This is a genomic window from Pseudomonas sp. NFPP04 (genome assembly GCF_900113815.1).
Taxonomy (GTDB): domain Bacteria; phylum Pseudomonadota; class Gammaproteobacteria; order Pseudomonadales; family Pseudomonadaceae; genus Aquipseudomonas; species Aquipseudomonas extremorientalis.
This window is the reverse complement of sequence record NZ_FOQS01000012.1, coordinates 109,823-129,784: the sequence shown is the minus strand read 5'-3', so window position 1 is coordinate 129,784 and position 19,962 is coordinate 109,823. Positions and strand designations below refer to the sequence as shown.

General features: G+C 61.5%; 18 protein-coding genes. 7 read left to right on the top strand and 11 right to left on the bottom strand.

Going from position 1 to position 19,962, the window contains the following annotated elements; all coding sequences use genetic code 11:
- Window positions 1-124: 124 nt before the first annotated feature.
- On the bottom strand, window positions 125-652 hold the full coding sequence (locus BM017_RS22915; RefSeq protein WP_092248675.1) for an Mpo1 family 2-hydroxy fatty acid dioxygenase: 528 nt from the start codon (window positions 650-652) through the stop codon (window positions 125-127).
- An 83-nt stretch (window positions 653-735) separates the two neighbouring features.
- On the opposite strand from BM017_RS22915, the gene BM017_RS22910 reads away from it, so the two are divergent.
- Window positions 736-1,425 (top strand): Crp/Fnr family transcriptional regulator, encoded by a 690-nt coding sequence (locus BM017_RS22910; RefSeq protein WP_092248673.1) that lies wholly within the window; start codon window positions 736-738, stop codon window positions 1,423-1,425.
- On the opposite strand, the gene uraH is transcribed toward BM017_RS22910, so the two are convergent.
- Window positions 1,422-1,832: a hydroxyisourate hydrolase gene (gene uraH / locus BM017_RS22905; protein ID WP_058424846.1), complete on the bottom strand. Its 411-nt coding sequence runs from the start codon at window positions 1,830-1,832 to the stop codon at window positions 1,422-1,424. The genes BM017_RS22910 and uraH overlap by 4 nt on opposite strands.
- Window positions 1,833-1,842: 10 nt before the next feature.
- Window positions 1,843-2,316, bottom strand: a complete 474-nt coding sequence (locus BM017_RS22900) for a GlcG/HbpS family heme-binding protein (RefSeq protein ID WP_092248670.1) — start codon at window positions 2,314-2,316, stop codon at window positions 1,843-1,845.
- A gap of 98 nt (window positions 2,317-2,414) precedes the next feature.
- On the opposite strand from BM017_RS22900, the gene BM017_RS22895 reads away from it, so the two are divergent.
- Window positions 2,415-2,780 (top strand): response regulator, encoded by a 366-nt coding sequence (locus BM017_RS22895; protein WP_071489770.1) that lies wholly within the window; start codon window positions 2,415-2,417, stop codon window positions 2,778-2,780.
- A gap of 127 nt (window positions 2,781-2,907) precedes the next feature.
- On the opposite strand, the gene BM017_RS22890 is transcribed toward BM017_RS22895, so the two are convergent.
- Window positions 2,908-3,912: an AraC family transcriptional regulator gene (locus tag BM017_RS22890; protein ID WP_092248667.1), complete on the bottom strand. Its 1,005-nt coding sequence runs from the start codon at window positions 3,910-3,912 to the stop codon at window positions 2,908-2,910.
- Window positions 3,913-4,012: 100 nt separating this feature from the next.
- Here BM017_RS22890 and BM017_RS22885 point away from each other — a divergent pair, with 100 nt between their 5' ends.
- Window positions 4,013-5,092 carry a fatty acid desaturase gene (locus BM017_RS22885; RefSeq protein ID WP_092248664.1) on the top strand — a complete coding sequence of 360 codons (1,080 nt, stop codon included), beginning with the start codon at window positions 4,013-4,015 and terminating at the stop codon, window positions 5,090-5,092.
- Here BM017_RS22885 and BM017_RS22880 read toward each other — a convergent pair.
- Genes BM017_RS22880 through BM017_RS22870 form a run of 3 tightly spaced genes read right to left on the bottom strand, consistent with a single transcriptional unit; the run spans window position 5,064 to window position 9,100 of the window.
- Window positions 5,064-6,674: an arylsulfatase gene (locus tag BM017_RS22880; RefSeq protein ID WP_092248661.1), complete on the bottom strand. Its 1,611-nt coding sequence runs from the start codon at window positions 6,672-6,674 to the stop codon at window positions 5,064-5,066. The genes BM017_RS22885 and BM017_RS22880 overlap by 29 nt on opposite strands.
- A 15-nt stretch (window positions 6,675-6,689) precedes the next feature.
- The gene (locus BM017_RS22875; RefSeq protein WP_092248659.1) at window positions 6,690-7,505 is read right to left on the bottom strand and encodes an ABC transporter ATP-binding protein; all 816 of its coding nucleotides are present in this window, start codon (window positions 7,503-7,505) and stop codon (window positions 6,690-6,692) included.
- Window positions 7,502-9,100 (bottom strand): ABC transporter permease, encoded by a 1,599-nt coding sequence (locus tag BM017_RS22870; protein WP_092248656.1) that lies wholly within the window; start codon window positions 9,098-9,100, stop codon window positions 7,502-7,504. The genes BM017_RS22875 and BM017_RS22870 overlap by 4 nt, the downstream gene beginning before the upstream one ends.
- A gap of 286 nt (window positions 9,101-9,386) precedes the next feature.
- Between BM017_RS22870 and BM017_RS22865 the strand changes: the two genes are divergently transcribed.
- Entirely contained in the window at window positions 9,387-10,388 is a 1,002-nt protein-coding gene (locus BM017_RS22865; protein WP_092248652.1) for an ABC transporter substrate-binding protein, read from the top strand.
- A gap of 6 nt (window positions 10,389-10,394) precedes the next feature.
- On the opposite strand, the gene BM017_RS22860 is transcribed toward BM017_RS22865, so the two are convergent.
- On the bottom strand, window positions 10,395-11,315 hold the full coding sequence (locus BM017_RS22860) for a LysR family transcriptional regulator (RefSeq protein ID WP_071489777.1): 921 nt from the start codon (window positions 11,313-11,315) through the stop codon (window positions 10,395-10,397).
- Window positions 11,316-11,494: 179 nt separating this feature from the next.
- Between BM017_RS22860 and BM017_RS22855 the strand changes: the two genes are divergently transcribed.
- Entirely contained in the window at window positions 11,495-12,400 is a 906-nt protein-coding gene (locus tag BM017_RS22855; RefSeq protein WP_092248649.1) for a TauD/TfdA dioxygenase family protein, read from the top strand.
- On the opposite strand, the gene BM017_RS22850 is transcribed toward BM017_RS22855, so the two are convergent.
- Window positions 12,401-14,008 (bottom strand): alkaline phosphatase family protein, encoded by a 1,608-nt coding sequence (locus tag BM017_RS22850; RefSeq protein WP_092248646.1) that lies wholly within the window; start codon window positions 14,006-14,008, stop codon window positions 12,401-12,403.
- A 189-nt stretch (window positions 14,009-14,197) separates the two neighbouring features.
- Window positions 14,198-15,142: a LysR family transcriptional regulator gene (locus BM017_RS22845; protein WP_092248643.1), complete on the bottom strand. Its 945-nt coding sequence runs from the start codon at window positions 15,140-15,142 to the stop codon at window positions 14,198-14,200.
- Window positions 15,143-15,297: 155 nt separating this feature from the next.
- Between BM017_RS22845 and BM017_RS22840 the strand changes: the two genes are divergently transcribed.
- A complete protein-coding gene (locus tag BM017_RS22840; protein WP_071489781.1) occupies window positions 15,298-17,646 on the top strand; it encodes a TonB-dependent receptor in 2,349 nt (782 codons plus the stop codon).
- Here BM017_RS22840 and BM017_RS22835 read toward each other — a convergent pair.
- Window positions 17,643-18,827 (bottom strand): CynX/NimT family MFS transporter, encoded by a 1,185-nt coding sequence (locus tag BM017_RS22835; RefSeq protein WP_071489782.1) that lies wholly within the window; start codon window positions 18,825-18,827, stop codon window positions 17,643-17,645. The genes BM017_RS22840 and BM017_RS22835 overlap by 4 nt on opposite strands.
- Window positions 18,828-18,936: 109 nt before the next feature.
- Here BM017_RS22835 and BM017_RS22830 point away from each other — a divergent pair, with 109 nt between their 5' ends.
- Window positions 18,937-19,788, top strand: coding sequence for a LysR family transcriptional regulator (locus BM017_RS22830; protein WP_071489783.1), 852 nt, complete (start codon window positions 18,937-18,939; stop codon window positions 19,786-19,788).
- Window positions 19,789-19,962 lie beyond the last annotated feature (174 nt).

Below are 19,962 nucleotides of genomic sequence, written 5' to 3'. Positions count from 1 at the left end.
CACTGTGAAACGGTGCCAATGTGGGAGGGGCGGTGCGACGATTCGACTTGCCCCCGATAGCAGTGGGTCAGTTGATAAACATGTCACTGAAACACCGCCATCGGGGGCAAGCCCCCTCCCACATTTAGGCCTCTCTCGGCTTCAGATCGCGTCGAACCACCGGCCCCGAGCGCTCCTCGATCTGCTGCTTGAGGTCATGCCGCAACCCCAACAGGAATGCCAGTTCGGCCACCACGAACAATGGCCCCACGATCAATCCCGAGACGTCATCCACAAACGCCGGCTTGCGTCCTTCGTAGTAATGCCCGACAAACTGAATCACCCAACCCACCACGAACAGGCCAATGCCGCTGCTGAGCCACACCAGCGTGCTCTGCGCCGCCAGCACGTGCCCGGCCCATAACGACAGGCCCATCAGCACGGTCATCAACACGCCCAGGGCCAATTCCAGGCGCAGGTAAAACCACGCAGAGAACAGCGCGAGAAGAACGGCGGGTGAGATCCATAGGCCAGCGACGGCCCATTCGGGGCGTGACAACAGCACGGCCACTGCCACCACAATCAGTGGAATGCCGACAAAGTGGCTGGCGATATTGCGCGGGTCGCGGTGGTACGCGGCATATTGACTGAGGTGGTCGATGAGGCTTTTCATTGTTATTCCTCCTGTAGGATGTTTGATCATCTCCCGTCAGCCAGCGACTGACTGTCAACTGGGCGACAATCTCTGGAGTTCTCATGATTGCGGCAACCTGGCATGCCCGATTGGCCACCGGCCAGTGGTTCAGCCACCTGCCTGTACCGCTACAGGATAGTTTGCTGGCGGCGGCTCGGCTGCGTCAGCTGACGGCGGGGCAGTACCTGTTCCGGCGCGGTGATCCGCCCTGTGGGGTGTATGCGGTATTGGAGGGGGCGGTGCGGGTCAGCGCGGTCAATGCGCAGGGCAAGGAAGCTATTCTGAGCCTGGTTGAAACGCCTTACTGGTTCGGCGAGATCTGCCTGTTCGATGGTTTGCCACGTACCCACGACGCCTTGTCGGTTGGGCCGTGCACGCTGTTGCAGGTACCGCAATCGGCGATGCTCGAGATTCTTGACCAAAGCCCGGTGTATTGGCGCGACATGGCGTTGTTGATGAGCCAGAAGTTGCGCCTGTCGCTGATCAATATCGAACAGATGAGCCTGATGCCGGCGTCGACACGTATCGCTCACCGGCTGCTGATGATTGCCGGCGGGTACGGCGAGATAGAGCATTCCCGTCGCGTCCTGCAACTGCCCCAGGAAGATCTGGCCGCGATGCTGAGCCTGTCGCGCCAGACCACCAACAGTTTGCTTAAGGCGTTAGAGCAGCAGGAGATCATCAAGCTGAGTTACGGCGCGATTGAAGTGCTCGACCTGCCGCGCTTGCGGCAGGCCGCGGGGGCTGGCTAGGAACCGCGATACGTCGAAAAACCGTAAGGGCTCAGCAGCAGCGGGATGTGGTAGTGCTGGTCGGCCTGCTTGACCTCGAATATTACCGGGACTTCCGGGAAAAACGTCTCGCGATTGGCTTTCTTGTAGTAGTCACCGGTCTTGAACACCACGCGATACTCGCCCGGCTTCATGGCTTGGTTGGCCGGGAACAGTTCGGCGATACGCCCCTGCTGGTTGGTGACACCTTCGGACAGCGACTGCCAGTGATCGCCTACGTGTTGCTCCAGGGTGACGTTGACACCGGCAGACGGCAGACCGTTTTCCAGGTTCAGCACATGCACGCTCAGCGGGTTGCCGGCCGCCAGGGCCAGGCTGCTCAGGCCGCTCAGGCTGAGGGCGGCGAGGGTCATAGTCAGGGTTTTCATTGAGGTTTCCTCAAGGGGTGATTGTCAGGCCAAGTTGATTGGCCGCCTTTACCGCGCACGCGTCGTCCTGCTCGGCACCGCCGGCACCGGCAATGCCAAGCGAGCCTACCAGTTCAGTGTCGGCGAACAGCGGCACGCCGCCCCCGAGCAACAGCAATTCGGACAAGCTGTTAAGGTTGGCGGCCTCTGGGTTGTTGCGCGCACGCTCGGCAAACAACCGAGTGGGGGTTTTAGTCGACAACGCCGTGTACGCTTTGCGTTGGCTGGCGATGCTGTTGTGTGGACCTACGCCATCGGCCCGCAGGCTCAGCAATGGATTACCGCCCCGGTCGAGTACGGTAAGTGCCGCCGTGCACTGCGCCAGGCTGGCGTCTGCCAGTTGGCGTGCGGTGTGCAAATCCAGGTCGGCGTGGCGCGGCAGCGGTGGTGCTGCCAGGACGCTGGCGCTGATGGCGAAGCTCAAGAACAAGGTATTGCGGTACATGGGAACGGCTCCAGAAAGCAGGCGGTTACCTTAGCCAGCGGTCTCGCTCAAAAGCCGAACAATTCGATTACAGGTTTGTAATGAACCAAGAGGTAGGCATGCAGGTGTTGTTAGTGGAAGACCAGCCGAAATTGGCGCAACTTATGGCCCAGGGCTTGAGTGAGGCCGGCTTCGCAGTAGAAGTCGCAGCCAATGGCATGGCAGCTCAGCGGTTTGTGGAAAGCACTGACTATGACTTGGTGATCCTGGATGTAATGTTGCCGGGTTTGAATGCCTGGAGGTTGCAGCAGTCGATTCGCAAGAAGGGCGAGACGCCGGTGTTGTTCTTGACGACCCCGGAAGGAATCGAGGACCGTCTGCGCGAGTTGGAACTGCATGAGGATGATTACTTGCTCAAGCCGTTTGAAGCCAAGGCCTTGGTGGCGCGGGTGAAGAAGTTGTTGCGGCGTGACCGTGGGCGCTGATTGATCCGGCATCTTCAATACCTGGACCACCGCCATCGCAGGCAAGCCAGCTCCCACATTTGGAATGCATTCCCTGTAGGAGCCGGGCTTGCCCGCGATGGGGCCATCACGAACACCGCAAATCCACCTACCGCAACCCATCCCTGAACTGCCCCGGCGTCATCCCCGTCCAGCGCTTGAACGCGCGGTTGAAACTGCTGGTATCAGCAAACCCCAGCAAATGACTGATTTCCGCCAATGAGCATTGCGGATCCCGCAAATGCAGCAACGCCAAATTCTCCCGGCACTCATTGAGCAACGCATCAAACCGGCAGCCTTCATCCGCCAGATGGCGTTGCAGGCTGCGCAGGCTCAGGTGCAGCGCCTGCGCAACCCGCTCGGCGCTGGGTTCGCCGTCGGGCAACTGCGCTTCGATCACCCGGCGGACCTTGCGTTCCCAGGTCAGCGGTTGCAGTTGGGCGAGGGCGCGCTTGAGCACGGTTTCGTTGTGTTCGGCCAGTTCGGGGTTGGCGTCGTCCAGGTGGCTGTCGAAATCCTGGGCGGCGAACTCCAAGCGGTCCTCTTCAGCGCCAAAAAATACCGGCGCGCGAAACACCGTGTGCCAAGGCTTCGGGTCAGCAGGCTCAGGCCTTCGCAGGTACACCGCCAGCGGCGCGTACTCGCGGCCGAGGCGATTGCGACAGGTACGCACATAGATCGCCGCAAACGCGTCGATGGCCTCGAAGGCTGGCGTCGGGCTGCCCGGTAGTTGCAGCAGGCGGAACCGATAACGTTCTCCATCGCCGCTCAGCTCCAGGCTCAAGGCATCGCTGACCACCTGGTGATACCGCACGATGCGCTCGAACACCTCGCGCAAGCTCCCACTGGCCACCAGCGCATACCCCAGCGCATGAAACGTGGTGGGGCTGACAAACCGCGACACCCGCAAGCCAATCGCCGGATCACCGCTGGCCTGTACCGCCAACTCCCAGAGACGCGTGGTGGCCGACAGCGGGTAGCGCGCATTGGGATCGTCCATCTGTTGCGGGTCGAGCCCGGCTTGCAGGCACAACGCGGCGCTGTCGAGGCCGAGGGCGTCGAGCTGCTTGCGCAGGGCGCGGGTCCAGCTGGCGAGGGAGGTGGGTTCGGTCATGGCGATTGGCGCTTGCGGTCAACAGGTTGGCGTGCGTGGCTGATGCCCTGGCGGACCGCTTGGGCCAGGATGCATCCATCAATAACCAGAGGATGGAAGCATGGACGGTACTTCTGCAAGTCCCCAGCAGATGAACGCACAACAGCGCTCGGCGCATATCCGTGAAGTGGTGCTGGCCGAGGGCGTGCGCCTGCGCCAGCAGCACCCTTGGCTGCTGCATCAGGACGCGTTGGGCGCGGGCATCCTGGCGTTTGCCTTGGCGGGCATGATTGGCTGCGCAGCGCTCTACATCAGCGGGCATATAGCCTGGTGGGTGTGCCTGCTGCTCAACGCGTTCCTGGCTTCACTGACCCACGAGCTGGAACACGACCTGATCCACAGCATGTACTTTCGCAAGCAGCGTGTGCCTCACAACCTGATGATGGGCCTGGTATGGCTGGCGCGGCCCAGTACGATCAACCCGTGGGTACGCCGACACCTGCACCTCAACCATCACAAGGTGTCCGGCACCGAGACCGACATGGAAGAGCGCGCGATCACCAACGGCGAGCCCTGGGGTTTTGCGCGGTTGCTGATGGTAGGCGATAACGTCATGTCGGCCTTCATCCGCATCCTGCGGGCCAGGACCTGGACGCACAAATTGACGATTCTCAAGCGCTCGCTGCTGGTGTACGCACCGCTGGCACTGCTGCATTGGGGCGCGTGGTATGTGTTCCTTGGCTTTCATGCCGCCAATGGCATTGCCAGTCTGCTCGGTGCGCCTATCGAGTGGTCAGCTGGCACCGTGCAGATGATGCAGGTGATTGATATCGCTGTCGTGGTGATCATCGGCCCCAACGTGCTGCGTACCTTTTGCCTGCACTTTGTCAGCTCCAACATGCACTACTACGGCGATGTGGAACTGGGCAATGTGATCCAGCAGACCCAAGTGTTGAACCCCTGGTGGATGTGGCCTCTGCAGGCGTTCTGCTTCAACTTCGGCAGCACCCATGGCATCCACCATTTTGTGGTGAAGGAGCCGTTTTACATCCGCCAGATGACCGCCAAGGTGGCGCACCAGGTCATGGCTGAGATGGGCGTGCGCTTCAATGATTTCGGCACGTTTGCGCGGGCTAATCGGCTGGAGCCGCAAGCGCGCACAAACGCGGGGCTCAATCCGGCTGAAACGGTGATGCGCTGAGTATTACGCCGGTTTCGTCCACGTATTGCTGCCAATGGTCGATAAGCGTGGCCAATTTGTCCGGGTGACGCTGGGCCAGGTCGTGGATCTCGCCGGGATCCTGGCCCAGGTCATAGAGCTGCCATGTCGCCGGGCCCACCGGGCCTGGGATGTACACGGCTTTCCACCGGCCCTGGCGAATGGCCCGGCGCCCGAACAGCTCCCAGCCGGTGACGGTGTGCTCATCGTGCACCTCGGCGGTTTCACCTGACAGGAAGCCCAGCCACGACTTGCCCCGCAGCGGCGCCACCGGCTTGCCGCGCCATTGTTGGCCCGGATGGCGCACACCGGCCAGGTCCAGGAGCGTCGGCGTGATGTCCATCACCGTGCCAAACCCATGGCTGATCCGGCCTTCAAGCGTCAGCCGAGGGTAGTGCATCAGTGCCGGCACCCGAATCCCGCCTTCGGTGGTAAATGCCTTGAACAGCCGTGACGGGGCGGTTGCCACTTGAGCCCACGAGGGGCCGTACCAGACGTAGGAGTTGGCACGCCCGATGTTCTCCAGGCTGTTGTCGTAGTGCTGGTTGAGGTAGGTCAGCAGCTCGGGGCCGAACTTGGGGAAGGCTTCCAGCAGCGCACCTTCAGCGCCGTTGTCGGACATGAATACGATGAGCGTGTTATCCAGTTGACCCTGCTGGCGCAAGTACTCCACCACCCGGCCGATGTTCCAGTCCATGCGCTCGACCATGGCCGCATACACTTCCATCGCCCGCGCCGACACTTGGCGCTGTGTCTCGGTAAGGCCGGCCCATTGGGCACTCAATCCGATCAGTGGATGGGGTTCGACATTCGCGTCGATCAGCCCCAGGGCCTTGAGCTTTTCCAGGCGTTCCAGGCGCAGCACCTCGGGTCCGGCGTCGTAGCGGCCACGGTATTTGTCGACGATCTCGGCGGGAGCCTGCAACGGCCAGTGCGGGGCGGAGAATGGCAGGTAAGCGAAGAACGGTCGCGCCTGGTCGCGCTCCCTGAGGTATTGCAGCAACTTGTCGCCAAAAGCGTCGGATGAATAGAAATGTTCAGGCAGTCGCTCGACGAAAGTGTCGTCTTCGATATACAGCGCAGGCGTGGATTTGAGCAGGCCGGGCGTCGTCTCGTCGTAGGGCGGTTCGAAGCCATAGTGGTTGGCCGCGCCGGGCAACAGCGCGAAGGAGCGTTCGAAACCCCGCGCGTGGGGCGCCAGTTCGGCGGTCAGGCCCAAGTGCCATTTGCCGCTCATCAGGGTTTGGTAGCCGGCCTCGCGCAGCAGCTCCGGCAAGGCCACGACCTTATCGTTCAGGTAGCCCTCATAGCCGGGCTTGCCGATCAGCTCGGGTGTGAGGGCCTCGGCCATGGTGCCAATGCCGGCGATATGGTGGTCGGTGCCGGTCAGTAGCATCGAGCGGGTCGGCGAGCAGGTGGGCGCGGTGTGGAAGTCGGTCAGGCGCAGGCCGTTCAGGGCCAGGGCGTCCAGGTGTGGTGTGGCGATTTCCCCGCCAAAGGCGCCGAGGTCGGAAAAGCCCAGGTCATCGGCCAGTATCACGAGAAAATTGGGACGTTGCGGCATCAAGGCACTCCTCATTCAGCAGGCAATAAAGGCCAGGGGCAGGTTGCGGATCTGTTCGCGCACAGGGGGCTGGTAATGGTCATCGTTGGTCAGTTCGTGCAACAGCTCCTCACGTAATTGATGGAACTCGAAACTGCTGCGTTGGCGCGGATGGGGCAGGGTGACTTGCACCACTTGTTTGATCCGGCCTGGCCTTGGCTCCATCACCACGACGCGGTCGGCGAGGAAGATCGCTTCTTCCACGTCGTGGGTCACCAGCACTGTCGTGATCCTGGCGCGGGCACGAATCGCCAGTAGTTCATCCTGCATCTGCTGGCGTGTCAGCGCATCGAGGGCGCCGAATGGCTCGTCCAGCAGCAGGATACGTGGGCTGGCCACCAGGCCGCGGGCAATTGCCACGCGTTGCGCCATGCCGCCGGAGAGCTGATGGGGGTAGGCACGCGTAAAGTCGGCCAGGCCGACCAGCTCGATAAAATCATGGACCCGTTGGCTGCGCTCGGCGTCGCCTGATGGTTCGTTGACCAGCCCCAGCCCAATGTTTTGCTCCACGGTCAGCCAGGGAAACAAGCGGTGTTCCTGGAACACAATGCCGCGCTCACGGCCGATGCCACTGACGGCTTTGCCGTCCACCTGGATCTGGCCGTGGAACTGTGTGTCCAGGCCCACCAGCAGGCGCAACAGGGTGGATTTGCCGCACCCGCTGGAACCGACAATCGCGACGAATTCGCCTTCGGCAATCTCCAGGTTGAATTCACGGATGGCTTCCAGCTCGACACCGTCGACGTCAAAGCTCTTGCCCACATGGTTGAAGCGGACGATAGGTGCGTTCATGCGTGTCTCCAGCGGGTAGCGCGGGTTTCGATGCGTTGGCCGATAAGGTTGAGGGCGGCGCCAGTGAGGCCGACCAGAAGCATGCCGCTCATGATCAGGTCCATGCGCAGCAACTGTTGAGCGCCGATCATCAGGCTGCCGATGCCGCCGTTGGAGGGCATGAAATACTCAGCGCCGATGGTGCCCAGCCAGGCATAGATCAGGCTCAGGCGCAGGCCGGCGAAAATCCCCGTCGCAGCGCCGGGCAACACCAGGCGGCGCAGGCGCTGGAACAGGTTCAGGCGCAGCACCTGCGCCGCCTCGCGCAGTTGGGGTGACAGGTTCAATACGCTGCGCTGGGTGGCGATAAATAACGGGAAGAACGCGGCGAGGGCGATAAACACCCCCTTGGCCAACTCGCCCAGTCCGAACCACGCGGTGAGCAACGGTACCCAGGCGAAGATCGCAATCTGGCGCAGCGCAGACAGCGTCGGCCCGAGTACGCGCTCGCTGCGCCGCGACAATCCCAGCCACAGGCCCATGGCAAACCCCAGGCTGGTGCCGAGGATCAAGCCGCCCAGCGTACGGCCCAGGCTTTTGCCCAGGGCGCCGGACAGGCTGCCATCCAGCACGCCCGTCACGGTGGTGTGCAGGACTGTCCATGGGCTGACCAGAATGTTCGCATCCACCCAATCCTGCTGGGTTGCCAGTTGCCATAACGCCAGCAACAGCAGCGGCAACAGCCAAGGTTGCAGGCGTTGCCAGCCTTGATAGCGGGGGCCCTGAGGAATCTGTGCCGTCGCCGGATGGGGCCAGTGCACCCATTTGCGGTCCAGCCAGCCGATGCCGCGATCCATCACCACGCCCAACACGCCGATCACCACGATGCACACGAAAACGATATCGAGCATGAACAACTGGCGAGCCCATACCATCAAGTAACCAATGCCTTCGCTGGACGCCAACAACTCCACGGCCAGCAATGAGGTCCAGCCGGCGGCCAGCGCGAGGCGTACGCCGGCCATGAACGCGGGGAGCGCGGCCGGCAGGATCAGCCGACGAATCAGCAGGTGAGTGGGCAGGCGCAGCACGCGGGCGGCTTCACGCAGGTGGGGCTGGGCATCACGCACGCCGACCAGTACATGCAGGGTGACGGGCACTACGATTGCCTTCACCAGCACCACCAGCTTCAAGGTTTCGCCGATACCGAAAAACACCATGAACAGGGGGATCCAGGCCAGTGTTGGCACTTGCGCCAAAGCGCTGAACGTGGGGAATACCACGCGCTCGACACGGGCGCTGAACCCCAGCAGGGCACCCAGCAACGCCCCGGCGCCGATGCCCGCCAGAAGTCCCCAGAACAAGCGCTGAACACTGATTGCCAGGTGAGTCCACAACTCGCCACCGGCCAACTCCACAGCGCTGCTCCACACCAGTGAGGGTGGTGGCAGAATCTGCTCGCTCATCCAGTGATTGTGGCTGGCCAGCCACCACAGCGCGAACAGCGCCAAGGGCAACAGCCAGGGCAATAAACGTTCTCCCAGTTTTGGCCAGCGGTGCGCCCGATCATGACGGGGAGCGGCCAGAGGCAGGCTCAACAGTGATATTCGGGCCATGGAGGACCTCCGTTGTCGCCGATGGCGTTATGTGATTTTGATCTTACAAAAACGCAATCAAGATGATTGGGGGATAAGAAAATGCATTTAATGCCTCAGCCGGGCACGCATCCAATGCATTCGGAGAATATTTTCAATGCTGTTCATGCATAGGCCCCAAGGGTCGGCGTTTTAAGCCTTATAGTTCTAAAAGCTATTAAATTGTGCATTTATAGTATTTAAAGTTTTGTGTGGGTTGTGCCTACTTTCTGCTCCCGGACGACCGTCGCCCACAGGAGCTGCGCTTATGAAACTGCCCTTTAAACGCTTGATTGCATTGTTCGCGGGTACCGCCCTGGCCGGTTGGGTCCAGGCCGCCGAACTCAAGGAAATCCGCATTGCCGTACCCGACCTCAGCGCGGGGAGCCAGCACAGTGGTGGTGGTATCACGGATGTGTTGCGCGACCAGCAGATCTTCGAGAAAGCCTTTGCCGACCAAGGCATCAAGATCCAGTGGAATTACTTCAAGGGCGCAGGACCGGTGATCAACGAGGCCTTCGCCAACGGTCAACTGGACCTGGCCTACCTGGGCGACCTGGCGGCGATCATCGGTCGCTCCAATGGCTTGGACACCCGCCTGCTCAGTGCTTCGGCACGCGGCGTCAAACAGTATCTGGGCGTGGTTCCCGGCTCTGGCATCAAGACCCTGCAGGACCTCAAGGGCAAGCGCGTTGCGGTGTTTCGCGGCACGGCCACTCAACTCTCGTTCGACAGCGCCCTGGCCAGCCAGGGCCTGAGTGAAAAAGACCTGAAAGTAATCAATCTGGATTTCAGCGCCGCGAGCGCCGCCCTGGCTGCCAGGCAGATCGATGCCACTTGGGGCAGTTCTAGCCTCAGTGCGCTGCAGGCCAAGGGCTTGGCCGAATTGCCACTGACCACCAAGGACCTCGGCGGCGCTGGCAGCATCCAGGCTGTATTGGTGGGCAGTGGCAAGTTCGTCGATGAGCACCCCGATGTCGTGGTCAAGTTGCTCAAGGCCCAGCAGCAAGCAGTGCAGTGGTTGACCGATGACAACAACAAGCAAGCCTATATCGACCTGGTGTCGGGGCTGGCCAGTTACCCACCGATCATCCTGAGCAATGACCTGAAAAACGAGAAGCTCAGCGAGCTGTTTCCCTCGACCCTCGACCCGGTGTTCCTCGGCAAATTGCAGGAGTCGGTAGACCTGGCGACCAAGGAGCGGCTGATTCGCAAGTCCTTCCAGGTCAGTGACTGGGTGGCGCCGAATCTGCAGGCGGCGGGTCTCTAAGCGACGTCAGACCGCCACGCTCACGTCTTGGCGGTCGACTTGTACCAGCGTCTCGATCATTGCCTTCGCCGCCGGCGACAGGCGCGAGCCGGTGCGGCTGACCACCCCACACCGCGCACTCATGGTGTCCATGTTCTGCGGCAGGTTGCGCCAGTGCAGCACCACCAGGGAGCCACGGGCGATGTCTTCGGCAAATGCTTCTTCGGTGCCTACGCCAATGGCATTGGACTGCAGCACGATCTTCACCAGCGCCGGGAAGTGCTCGGTCTGGATGCTGGGTGAAAAGTCCATGCGCCCGCTGAGGTTCGCCAGCAGTTTGCGAATGCCCTGGGAGATCAGCGGCGACGCCAGCGGATAGTCGAACATGTCGTTGGTCGACAGGCTGTCCTTGGCCAGCAGCGGGTGGCCCGGACGGCAAAAAAACACACCACGCTTGGGGCTCAGTGCGCGGGTCTGGAAGTTTGGATCGTTTTCGAACTGGCGGATGTCGGCAATGAAGAATTCGATTTCTTCGCGGCTCAGAGCGCGGCTGAGTTTTTCCCAGTTATCCACCTGGAAACTGGTCCGGATCTTCGGGTGTGCAGTGATAAAGCGCGCCACCGCATCGGGTACCAGTTTCACCGCGGGCGCCGGTCCGGTGCCGAAGCGCAGGTCGCCGGCATCGAGCTTGGTCATGCGGGTGACTTCACTGCTCAGCAAGGCGGCACCGTGCACCAGGCTCAGCGCATGTTGCAGCACTACCTGGCCCTCGGGAGTGGGGCGCAAGTCCTTGTTGCCACGGTCCACCAATACGCAGCCGAACTCATGTTCCAGGCTTTGGATACTGCGGCTGAACGCGGGTTGGGTGATGCCCATGGCGTCCGCGGCACGCACAAAACTGCGGTGTTCGTTGAGGGCGATGAAATAGCGCAGTTGGCGAAGATCCATATGCTTTCCCGGCATTTTAAAAATAGGTCGAAGGCATTTGCGACCGAGGGAGCTGAGGTTTTAAATGCAAGCTCTTATTCCGTCAACGAAGCATTCATTCATTTACTAGATCTAAATTGCATATGAATAGAGCGTTGTCGGAAAGCGTTCCCACCATCAGGCACATGAGGGTCACCACAATGAGCAATGCCGCATTCGCTGTTCAACCCATCGCCCAAGCGCTGGACATTCACCCCGTCGGCGGGCGCATTGGCGCCGAGATCCGTGGGGTCAGACTGTCCGGCGACCTGGATGCCGCTACCGTCGAGGCCATCCAGCAGGCCCTGGTGCAGTACAAGGTGATCTTCTTCCGCGAGCAGACCCACCTTGATGACCAGAGCCAGGAAGCATTTGCGCACCTGCTGGGCGAACCGATTGCCCACCCGACCGTACCAGTGCGCGACGGTACCCGTTTCCTGATGGAGCTGGACGGCGGTCGTGGCCAGCGCGCCAACTCCTGGCACACCGACGTGACCTTCGTCGACGCCTATCCCAAGGCTTCGATCCTGCGTTCGGTGCTGGCACCCAGGTCCGGCGGCGACACGGTCTGGGCCAACACATCCAGTGCCTACAATGACCTCAGCGTCGAGCTGCGAGCCCTGGCGGACAACCTGTGGGCGGTGCACAGCAACGAATACGACTACGCCGCGCGCAAGCCGGATGTGTCGGTGGAAACGCTGGAGGAATACCGCAAAGTGTTCACCTCCACTGTCTACGAAACCGAACACCCGGTGGTGCGCGTACATCCGGTCAGCGGCGAGAAAACCTTGTTGCTGGGACACTTCGTCAAGCGCCTCAAAGGATACTCCCAGGCAGATTCGGCGCAGCTGTTCAACCTGTTGCAGAGCTACGTCACCCGCCTGGAAAACACCGTGCGCTGGCGTTGGAGCACCGGTGATGTAGCGATCTGGGACAACCGCGCCACCCAGCATTACGCAGTGGATGACTATGGCACCCAGGAGCGTATCGTGCGCCGGGTCACGCTCAAGGGCGATGTGCCGGTGAGCGTGCACGGGCAGGCCAGCAAGACCACCAAGGGTGTGTGATCACCACACGCCGATCTGCACCACCTTGTCTGTTTCCGGCTCTCCATAACGAAACCGTTGGCCACGCAGATCGATCTCTGTGTGGCTGATGGTGGTGCGCCGCTTCAGGCCGCGCAGCCATTCGAACAGATAGCCCGAATGGGTTTCGCGCACGTCGGCGTACGCCGGGTCGGCCCCCAGGTCATGCAGTTCCTGCGGGTCGTTTTCCAGGTCGAACAGCTGTGGGCGAAAGCCATCGTACGCCAGGTATTTCCAGCGTTCGCTGCGCACCATCGTCATGCGGCAACGGTCGATGGGCTGCTCCAACCGTTCACGGGCCGGGGCCTGGAAGGCGTAGTCGTATTCGGCGATGGCGTAGCGTCGCCAGGCGCTTTGCGTACGGTGCAACAGTGGGATCAGTGAGTGGCCTTCCAGGCGGTGGTCGGCAGCAGGCAGCCCCAGGGCGTCGAGGAAGGTCGGCAGCGCATCAATGGTTTCCACCAGGCGGTCGTCGAATGTGCCACGGCTGGCATCGGCACTGGCGCGTGGGTCGCGCACAATCAACGGGACGCCTACGGCCGGCTCCAGCAGGAATTCTTTCTCCCCGAGGAAATGATCGCCAAGGAAATCGCCATGGTCGCTGGTGAACACGATCAGCGTGTCGTCCCAGCGCCCATTGCTTTGCAGAACATCGAACAGCCGCCCGAGTTGATCGTCGATCTGTTTGATCAGCCCCATGTAGGTCGGGATCACCGTGAGGCGTACCTCGTCACGGGAAAAGTTGAGGCTTTCCTGGTGCTGGCGAAACGCTTGATAAACCGGGTGATCGCTGGGTTGCCCCGGCTGGATGGGCGCCTGGATGTGCTCGGCGCCATACAGCGCGTGGTACGGCGCGGGGGCGATGTAAGGCCAATGCGGCTTGATATAGGACAGGTGCAGACACCACGGCTGCTCGGCTTGTTCGTGGATAAAGTCGATGGCGCGGTCGGTGGTGTAGACGGTTTCCGAATGCGCCTCGGCTACCCGCGCCGGTAGCCCGGCATTGCGCATGTGCCAGCCGCTGAGTAGCTCACCGTCCTGACCTTCTGCGGCGTTGGCCCAGTCATGCCATGGGTTGGTGCCGTTGTAGCCTTGTTCGCGCAGGTAATGCGTGTAGGGCGCGGACTCGCGCTTGTCGTCGAACAACGGGCTGTCAGGGTAAATCCCGTCGTGACGCATATACGCTTCAAAACCGACCTCGTTCAGTGGCTCGGCCTGGGCGCCGTGGGGGTCGATCTTCAGGCGCTGCAAAGCGTCCAGGTTTGGCGTGGCGTGGGTCTTGCCTACCAGCGCGGTGCGGATACCGTGGGGGCGCAGATAATCGCCGATCGTCAACTCATCCAACGGCAGTGGCACCCCGTTCCAAGCCACTTGGTGGCTGCTGACATAGCGTCCTGTATAGGCCGACATCCGCGACGGTCCGCAAATGGTGCCCTGGGTGTAGGCACGGCCGAATCGCACCCCGGCGGCGGCGAGACGGTCGATATTCGGCGTGTGCAAATGAGCGTGGCCGTAGCACGACAGGTAATCGCGGCGCAGTTGGTCGCACATGATGTACAGCACATTGCGTACAGGTTTTGGTTGAGGCATGAGGGTTTACCGAACGGAGGACAGGGGGCTTTTTTCGTCCTTTGCGCCGGGGCTGGCAAGTGCATTTGGGGACTGGGTTTCATGCAGGCCATGCATGGGCGTTGCTGCAGGCGTTATCGGGGACAAGCCCCCTCCCACACTTGAAATGCATTCAAAAGTGGGAGGGGGCTTGCCCCCGATGGCATCAGTTCAGACAGCGAAATTCTCCAGCGCACACACATCCTCATCCAGCGCATCAATCTCCTTGATCTGCTCGATCATCGCCTCCGCCAGTGGTGATAACCGGTACCCTGCGCGGCTGACGATACCGTAGCGGGTGAAACGCTCCTCCAGGTCTTCGGCGAGTCCGTCGATCTTCAAACACACCAATTCGCCTCGGGCCATGTGCAGCACATCGCTGTTGGCACTGACGATACCAATGGCATCGGAGCGCAATACCACACCCATCAAGCTGTAGCCGTTTTCGCACTCCACATTGGGCAGGTAATCGGGGCGTCCGCTGAGGTCGACGATGACCTTGCGCAGGTTGGGCGGGCGGATCGTCACGGCCAGTGGATAACTCATCAACTCTGCGGCGCTCACGCTCTCGCGACCGGCCAGGGGATGGCCGGCGCGGCAGCAGAAATTCCAGCGGCGTGGACGCAAGCGATGGGTGTGATAGTCAGGGTTGGCTTCGAAGTGACGGGTATCAGCGACAAAGAATTCGAACTCCTCGCTGAGCAGGCGCTTGCCCAGGCTTTGCCAGTCATCTACCTGGAACAGCACGCGTGCCTTCGGGTAGCGCCCGATAAAGCTGCCAATGGCGCGGGGAATCAACCCGGCCGCGGGTGCGGGGCCACACCCAAAGCGCAGCTCACCGGCCTCCAACCCATTGAACTGGCTGATCTCGTTGGCCAGTTGCTGGGCACCGCTGACCAGGCGCCGGGCATGCTCCAGTAGCACCTGGCCTTGTTTGGTGGGCGCCAGGTCCTTGCGACCGCGGTCCACCAGTTGGCAGCCGGCGGCATGTTCCAGGGCCTGGATGCTGCGGCTGAACGCCGATTGCGACAGGTTCACGGTCAACGCCGCCGCCACAAAACTGCGTTGTTCGGCGAGGGCGATGAAATGGCGGAGCTGGCGCAAATCGATATGCATTTTTCACATCAAAAATATCGGGGAAATGCATTGGCTATGCATTAGGTCGACTCCTTATAAAGGCTATCTCTTATGCAGTAAATGTTCTAAAAAACATAAATAAATAACCTTGGGGAATATGTGTCGATGAGTATTTCCTGGTTACGGAGCCGCTTATGAGTGTGTTCAAGCCCGCTGTACCTTGCTCTTCCTGGAGGCTCAAGCGTCTGCCGCTGGCCTTGTTGCTGGCCGGCAGCGCCAGTTGGTCGTCCAGTCACGCGGCCGAGGTGATCTCCCCTGAACCTGAGGGCGAAAGCGCCAGCGGCCAACTGGAAACCGTCACGGTGACGGCACGCCGTCGTACCGAAAGCGCGCAGGAGGTGCCGACGCCGATGAGCGTGGTTGGCGGCCAGGCACTGGAGAGCCAAAGGGTCTACCGCATCCAGGATTTGCAACAACTGGTGCCCAGCGTCAACGTTGCCTACATGCATGCGCGCCAGTCCAGCGTGTCAATCCGTGGCCTGGGCAACAACCCGGCCAGCGATGGCCTGGAAGGCAGCGTGGGGTTGTATATCGACAACGTCTATCTCGGCCGGCCGGGGATGGCGGTGTTCGACCTGATGGACATCGAACAGCTCGAGGTATTGCGGGGCCCCCAGGGTACGTTGTTCGGCAAGAACACCACTGCCGGGGTCATCAATATCAGTACCCGTGCGCCCAGTTTTACCCCGGAGCGCAGCATCGAGACGTCGTTGGGCGAAGATGGCTATTTCCAGACCAAGGGCACGGTTTCCGGCCCGCTCACCGATGATCTGGCGGGACGTTTTTCGGCCTATCGCACGCGCAGCGATGGCGACATCAAGAACGAGCACGACGGCCATGATCTCAATGGTGGTTCACGCCAGGGCTTTCGCGGGCAACTGCTGTACAAGCCGAGCGATACGTTCAACCTGCGCTGGATTGGCGATTACAACGAAGAGGATTCCAGCGCCGGCACCCGCGTGCTCTACAGCACCGGGCCCACGATCAATGGCACCAACCTCTATGAGTCACGCGCTGCGGCGGCTGGCGCAACGCTGGTGGACGGCACCCACCGCAAGGTCAATCTGGACAACGACCAGCATGTCACGGTGTTCCAGGGCGGTACGTCCCTGGAAGCCAACTGGACGCTGCCGAGTGATTTCACCCTGACCTCGGTCAGCGCCTACCGCTGGTGGAATTTCACACCGCGCAATGATGATGGCCTCAATGTGCCGGCGTCCTATAACGCCGGGGTGTCGGTGGAAGATAAGCAGTGGTCCCAGGAGTTTCGCCTGGCTTCGCCGACCGGCGGATTTTTCGATTACGTGCTGGGTGCCTATTACTTCGGTAACTCCCTGGACAACAAGTCCTTCGCCTATTACGGACCCCAGGCCGACATCTGGAACGGTACGGCGACGGGGGCGCTCGCCAACGTGAGCAGTGTGGGCAACGGGCACATCCGCACCGACAGCTTCGCGCTGTTTGCCCAAGGGACCTGGCACCTCACCGAGCGCCTGGATTTCACCGCCGGTCTGCGGGGTACTTATGAAGAGAAAAGCGCCTGGGTGACTCGCAATGCGCCGGTGGGTGGCGCGGCTGTCACGGGCGCGGCCGCTACGGCTCGGCGTGGGCGTGCCGGGGCCTACGACTCCGCAGACCTCAACCAGTACAGCACCAGCCCTTCGGGCCTGCTGAACCTCAGTTACCGCTTCAATGAAAACCTGCTGGGCTATGCGACCCTGTCCCATGGCGAGAAATCCGGTGGGGTCAACCTGGCGGTGGGTTCGGCGCCAACGGCCGGCGCGGATTCGCTGCTGGTCGGCACCGAAAGGGCCAACAACGCTGAACTGGGCTTTAAAAGCACGCTGTGGGACCGACGCCTGCAACTCAATGCCAACCTGTTCTGGACCCAGGTCAATGGCTACCAGACCAACGCCTATGATCAGGACAACCGGGTGCAGTACCTGACCAACGCAGGCTCCGTACGTTCGCGTGGGGTGGAAGTGGAAAGCACCCTGGTTCCCATCAAAGGACTGACGCTGAACGTGAATGGCTCGTTCAACGATGTGAGCTACCTGTCCTACAAGGACGCCCCGTGCCCACCGGAAGTCAGCCTGCGCCCGGGTGCCCCGGCCTCCTGTGACCTGACAGGGCATCAGGTGGTGGGCGCGTCGAAATGGATCGCCAATGCCAATGGCGAGTACAAGTGGAACCTGGACAACGGTCTGGAACCCTACGTCACTGCCAGCTATGCATTCCGCTCCAAGGCCGTGGGGACAGTGGAGGACTCGGACTACGGGCAGATCCCGGCGTACGCGGTGGTGAACGTGTCTACCGGCTTGCGTGGCAACTATCAGCAGGGGCAGTGGGATGTGTCGCTGTGGCTGAAAAACGCCTTCGACAAAACCTACTACACCACCCTGTGGACCGGCGGTAACGGCGGTTATGAAGGCTTGCTGGGCACGCCTCGCACCCTGGGTGTGACCGGTCGCTACGACTTTTAGGCCGGTACGCTGGCGGTGCGATAGGTGGCCGGGCTGAATACGCGGGTCACCACCAGCATCGCCACCGTTGTCACGGTCAGCACCACCCAGGCGCTGACAAAGCTGCCGGTGAGTTCGCGCAGCCAACCGGTCATCCACGGCGAAATCGCGTTGATCAAAAAGCCCACGCCTTGCACGAACGCCGCCAGTTGGCCGGCTTGGCGCGGGTCGCGGTGGTGGTCGAGGGTCAGCAACAGGCTCAGGGCAAAACATGCTCCCAGGCCAAAGCCGCACAGCGCCACCCATAAGTGCGGAAACTGCAACGGCGCGATCAATAGGCCCAGATAGCCGATGGTCTGGGCCAACAGGCTGATCCACAGCAGCGGCCGACGGTCGATCCCGCGTTGTGCCAGCACCGGCATCAACAGCGCGGCGATCACCTGGAAGATGGTCATGAACGCCAGCAATGAACCACTGGGCAACACGCCCCAACCCAGTTGCTGATAGTAGGCCGGCAGCCACGCCACCAGGCTCATGTAGCCGCAGTTCACCAAGCCGAAATACAGCGCCAGCAGCCAGGCACGGCGATTGCGCAGCCCCTTGTAGGCAGGGATGACGTTCGCGTTTTTTGCCGCACCCAGTGGCAACCAGGCCCACAGCAGCAGCGCCGCCAACGCGGGTAACAACCACACGCCCAGCCCGGCCTCCCATTGCTGGAAATACGTGGCTGCCACCGGACTGAGCAGCGCCGCCAGGCCGCCGCCGGCCATCAACGAGGCCGAATAAACGCCCATCGCCACCGGCACGCGATGATGGAATTCACGCTTGATCATCGCCGGCACCAACGCCTGGATCAGTGCCACGCCGGCACCGCCAAGCAACGCAGTCACCAGCAATGTCGACCCTTGGCCCATCAGCCAGCGGGCCAGGCACGCCAACAGGATCATCATGAGGCCCAGGGCGATGCCGCGTCGTTCCCCCAGCTGCGCTTCAACACGCACGCCCACCAGCGCCACCAGGCCCATGCACACCACGGGCAGGCTGGTGAGCAGGGCGCTGCTCTGGAAGCTCAGGCCGGTGGCCAGGCGGATTTCGCCAAGCAACGGGCTGATGGAACTGAGGATCGGCCGCAGGTTCAGTCCCAGGACCACCAGCAGGCCCCAGCCGGCGAACCGGCCTGCGGTTGAGGAGTTAAGCGACATGCAGAACCTGCGGAGTGTGCAAATGAGGCGTGAAGTATCCACAGTCGCCGAGGTATTCTGAAATTAAATATAACCATGCCAACCAGTGGCAAATGGAATGGTAAGCACGATGTTCGATCCCGTGTTGTTGCGCAGCTTTGTCGCCGTGGTGGACTGCGGCAATTTCACCCGCGCGGCAGAGCGCCTGCACTTGACCCAGTCCACCGTCAGCCAGCAGATCCGCCGCCTGGAAGAGGCGGTGGCGTGCCAGTTGCTGGATCGCGACCAACGTCGTGTGGTGGCGACGGCGGAAGGCGAGCGCCTCCTGGCCTATGCGCGGCGCATCCTCGCGTTGCATGAGGAAGCCGCCGACGTATTGATCAACCAGCAAAGCGACGGCGTGCTGCGCCTCGGTGTGCCGGAAGACTTCGCTGCCGAACGCCTGATGCCTCTGTTATCGGCCTTTGTGCTGGCGTACCCCAGGGTGCGCCTGGAGGTCACCAGCGGTCTTGGCCCCGAGTTGCAGCGCCAGTACCGTAGCGGTGAGTTCGACGTATTGCTGGTCAAGCAGATGGGCGACAGCGACGACTGCCTGGCCTCATGGCCAGAGCCGTTGTGTTGGGTGGACAGCCGCAGTACGCCATCCCTGGGGCGCGACCCTTTGCCGTTGGTGGCCTTTCCGGTGGGGGGCCTGTACCGCAATGAAATGCTGCAACATCTGGAAGTGGGGGGCTGGCGCTGGCGCATCGGTTACTCCAGCGCGAGCCTGGCCAGTGTGTGTTCGGCGGTGGCGGCGGGGTTGGGTATCAGTCTGTTACCCCGGCGTGTGGTGCAGGCCGGGCATGTCGTATTGGGCGCGGACAGCGGTTTGCCTGCGGTGCAGGGCGTGCGGCTGGCGTTGTACGGGCGCACTGGCCTCGGCGCGGCGGGGCAGAGCCTGCAACGCCAATTGCTGGATTTGTGTGCTAACAGCCCAGCCTGAACGATGCCTTTGCCGAATATTTTTCATGCCCGGAAAGCATTGAAAAACATCGCCTGGACGCCAGCCCACGCAGGACGGGGCTTTGGCGTTTCATCATGTTTCATTTATTCGTTTTAGGTCTATGTATAACTTTAAAGGTTACTTTAAGAGATAAGCCTCTGGCGCCGATGATTC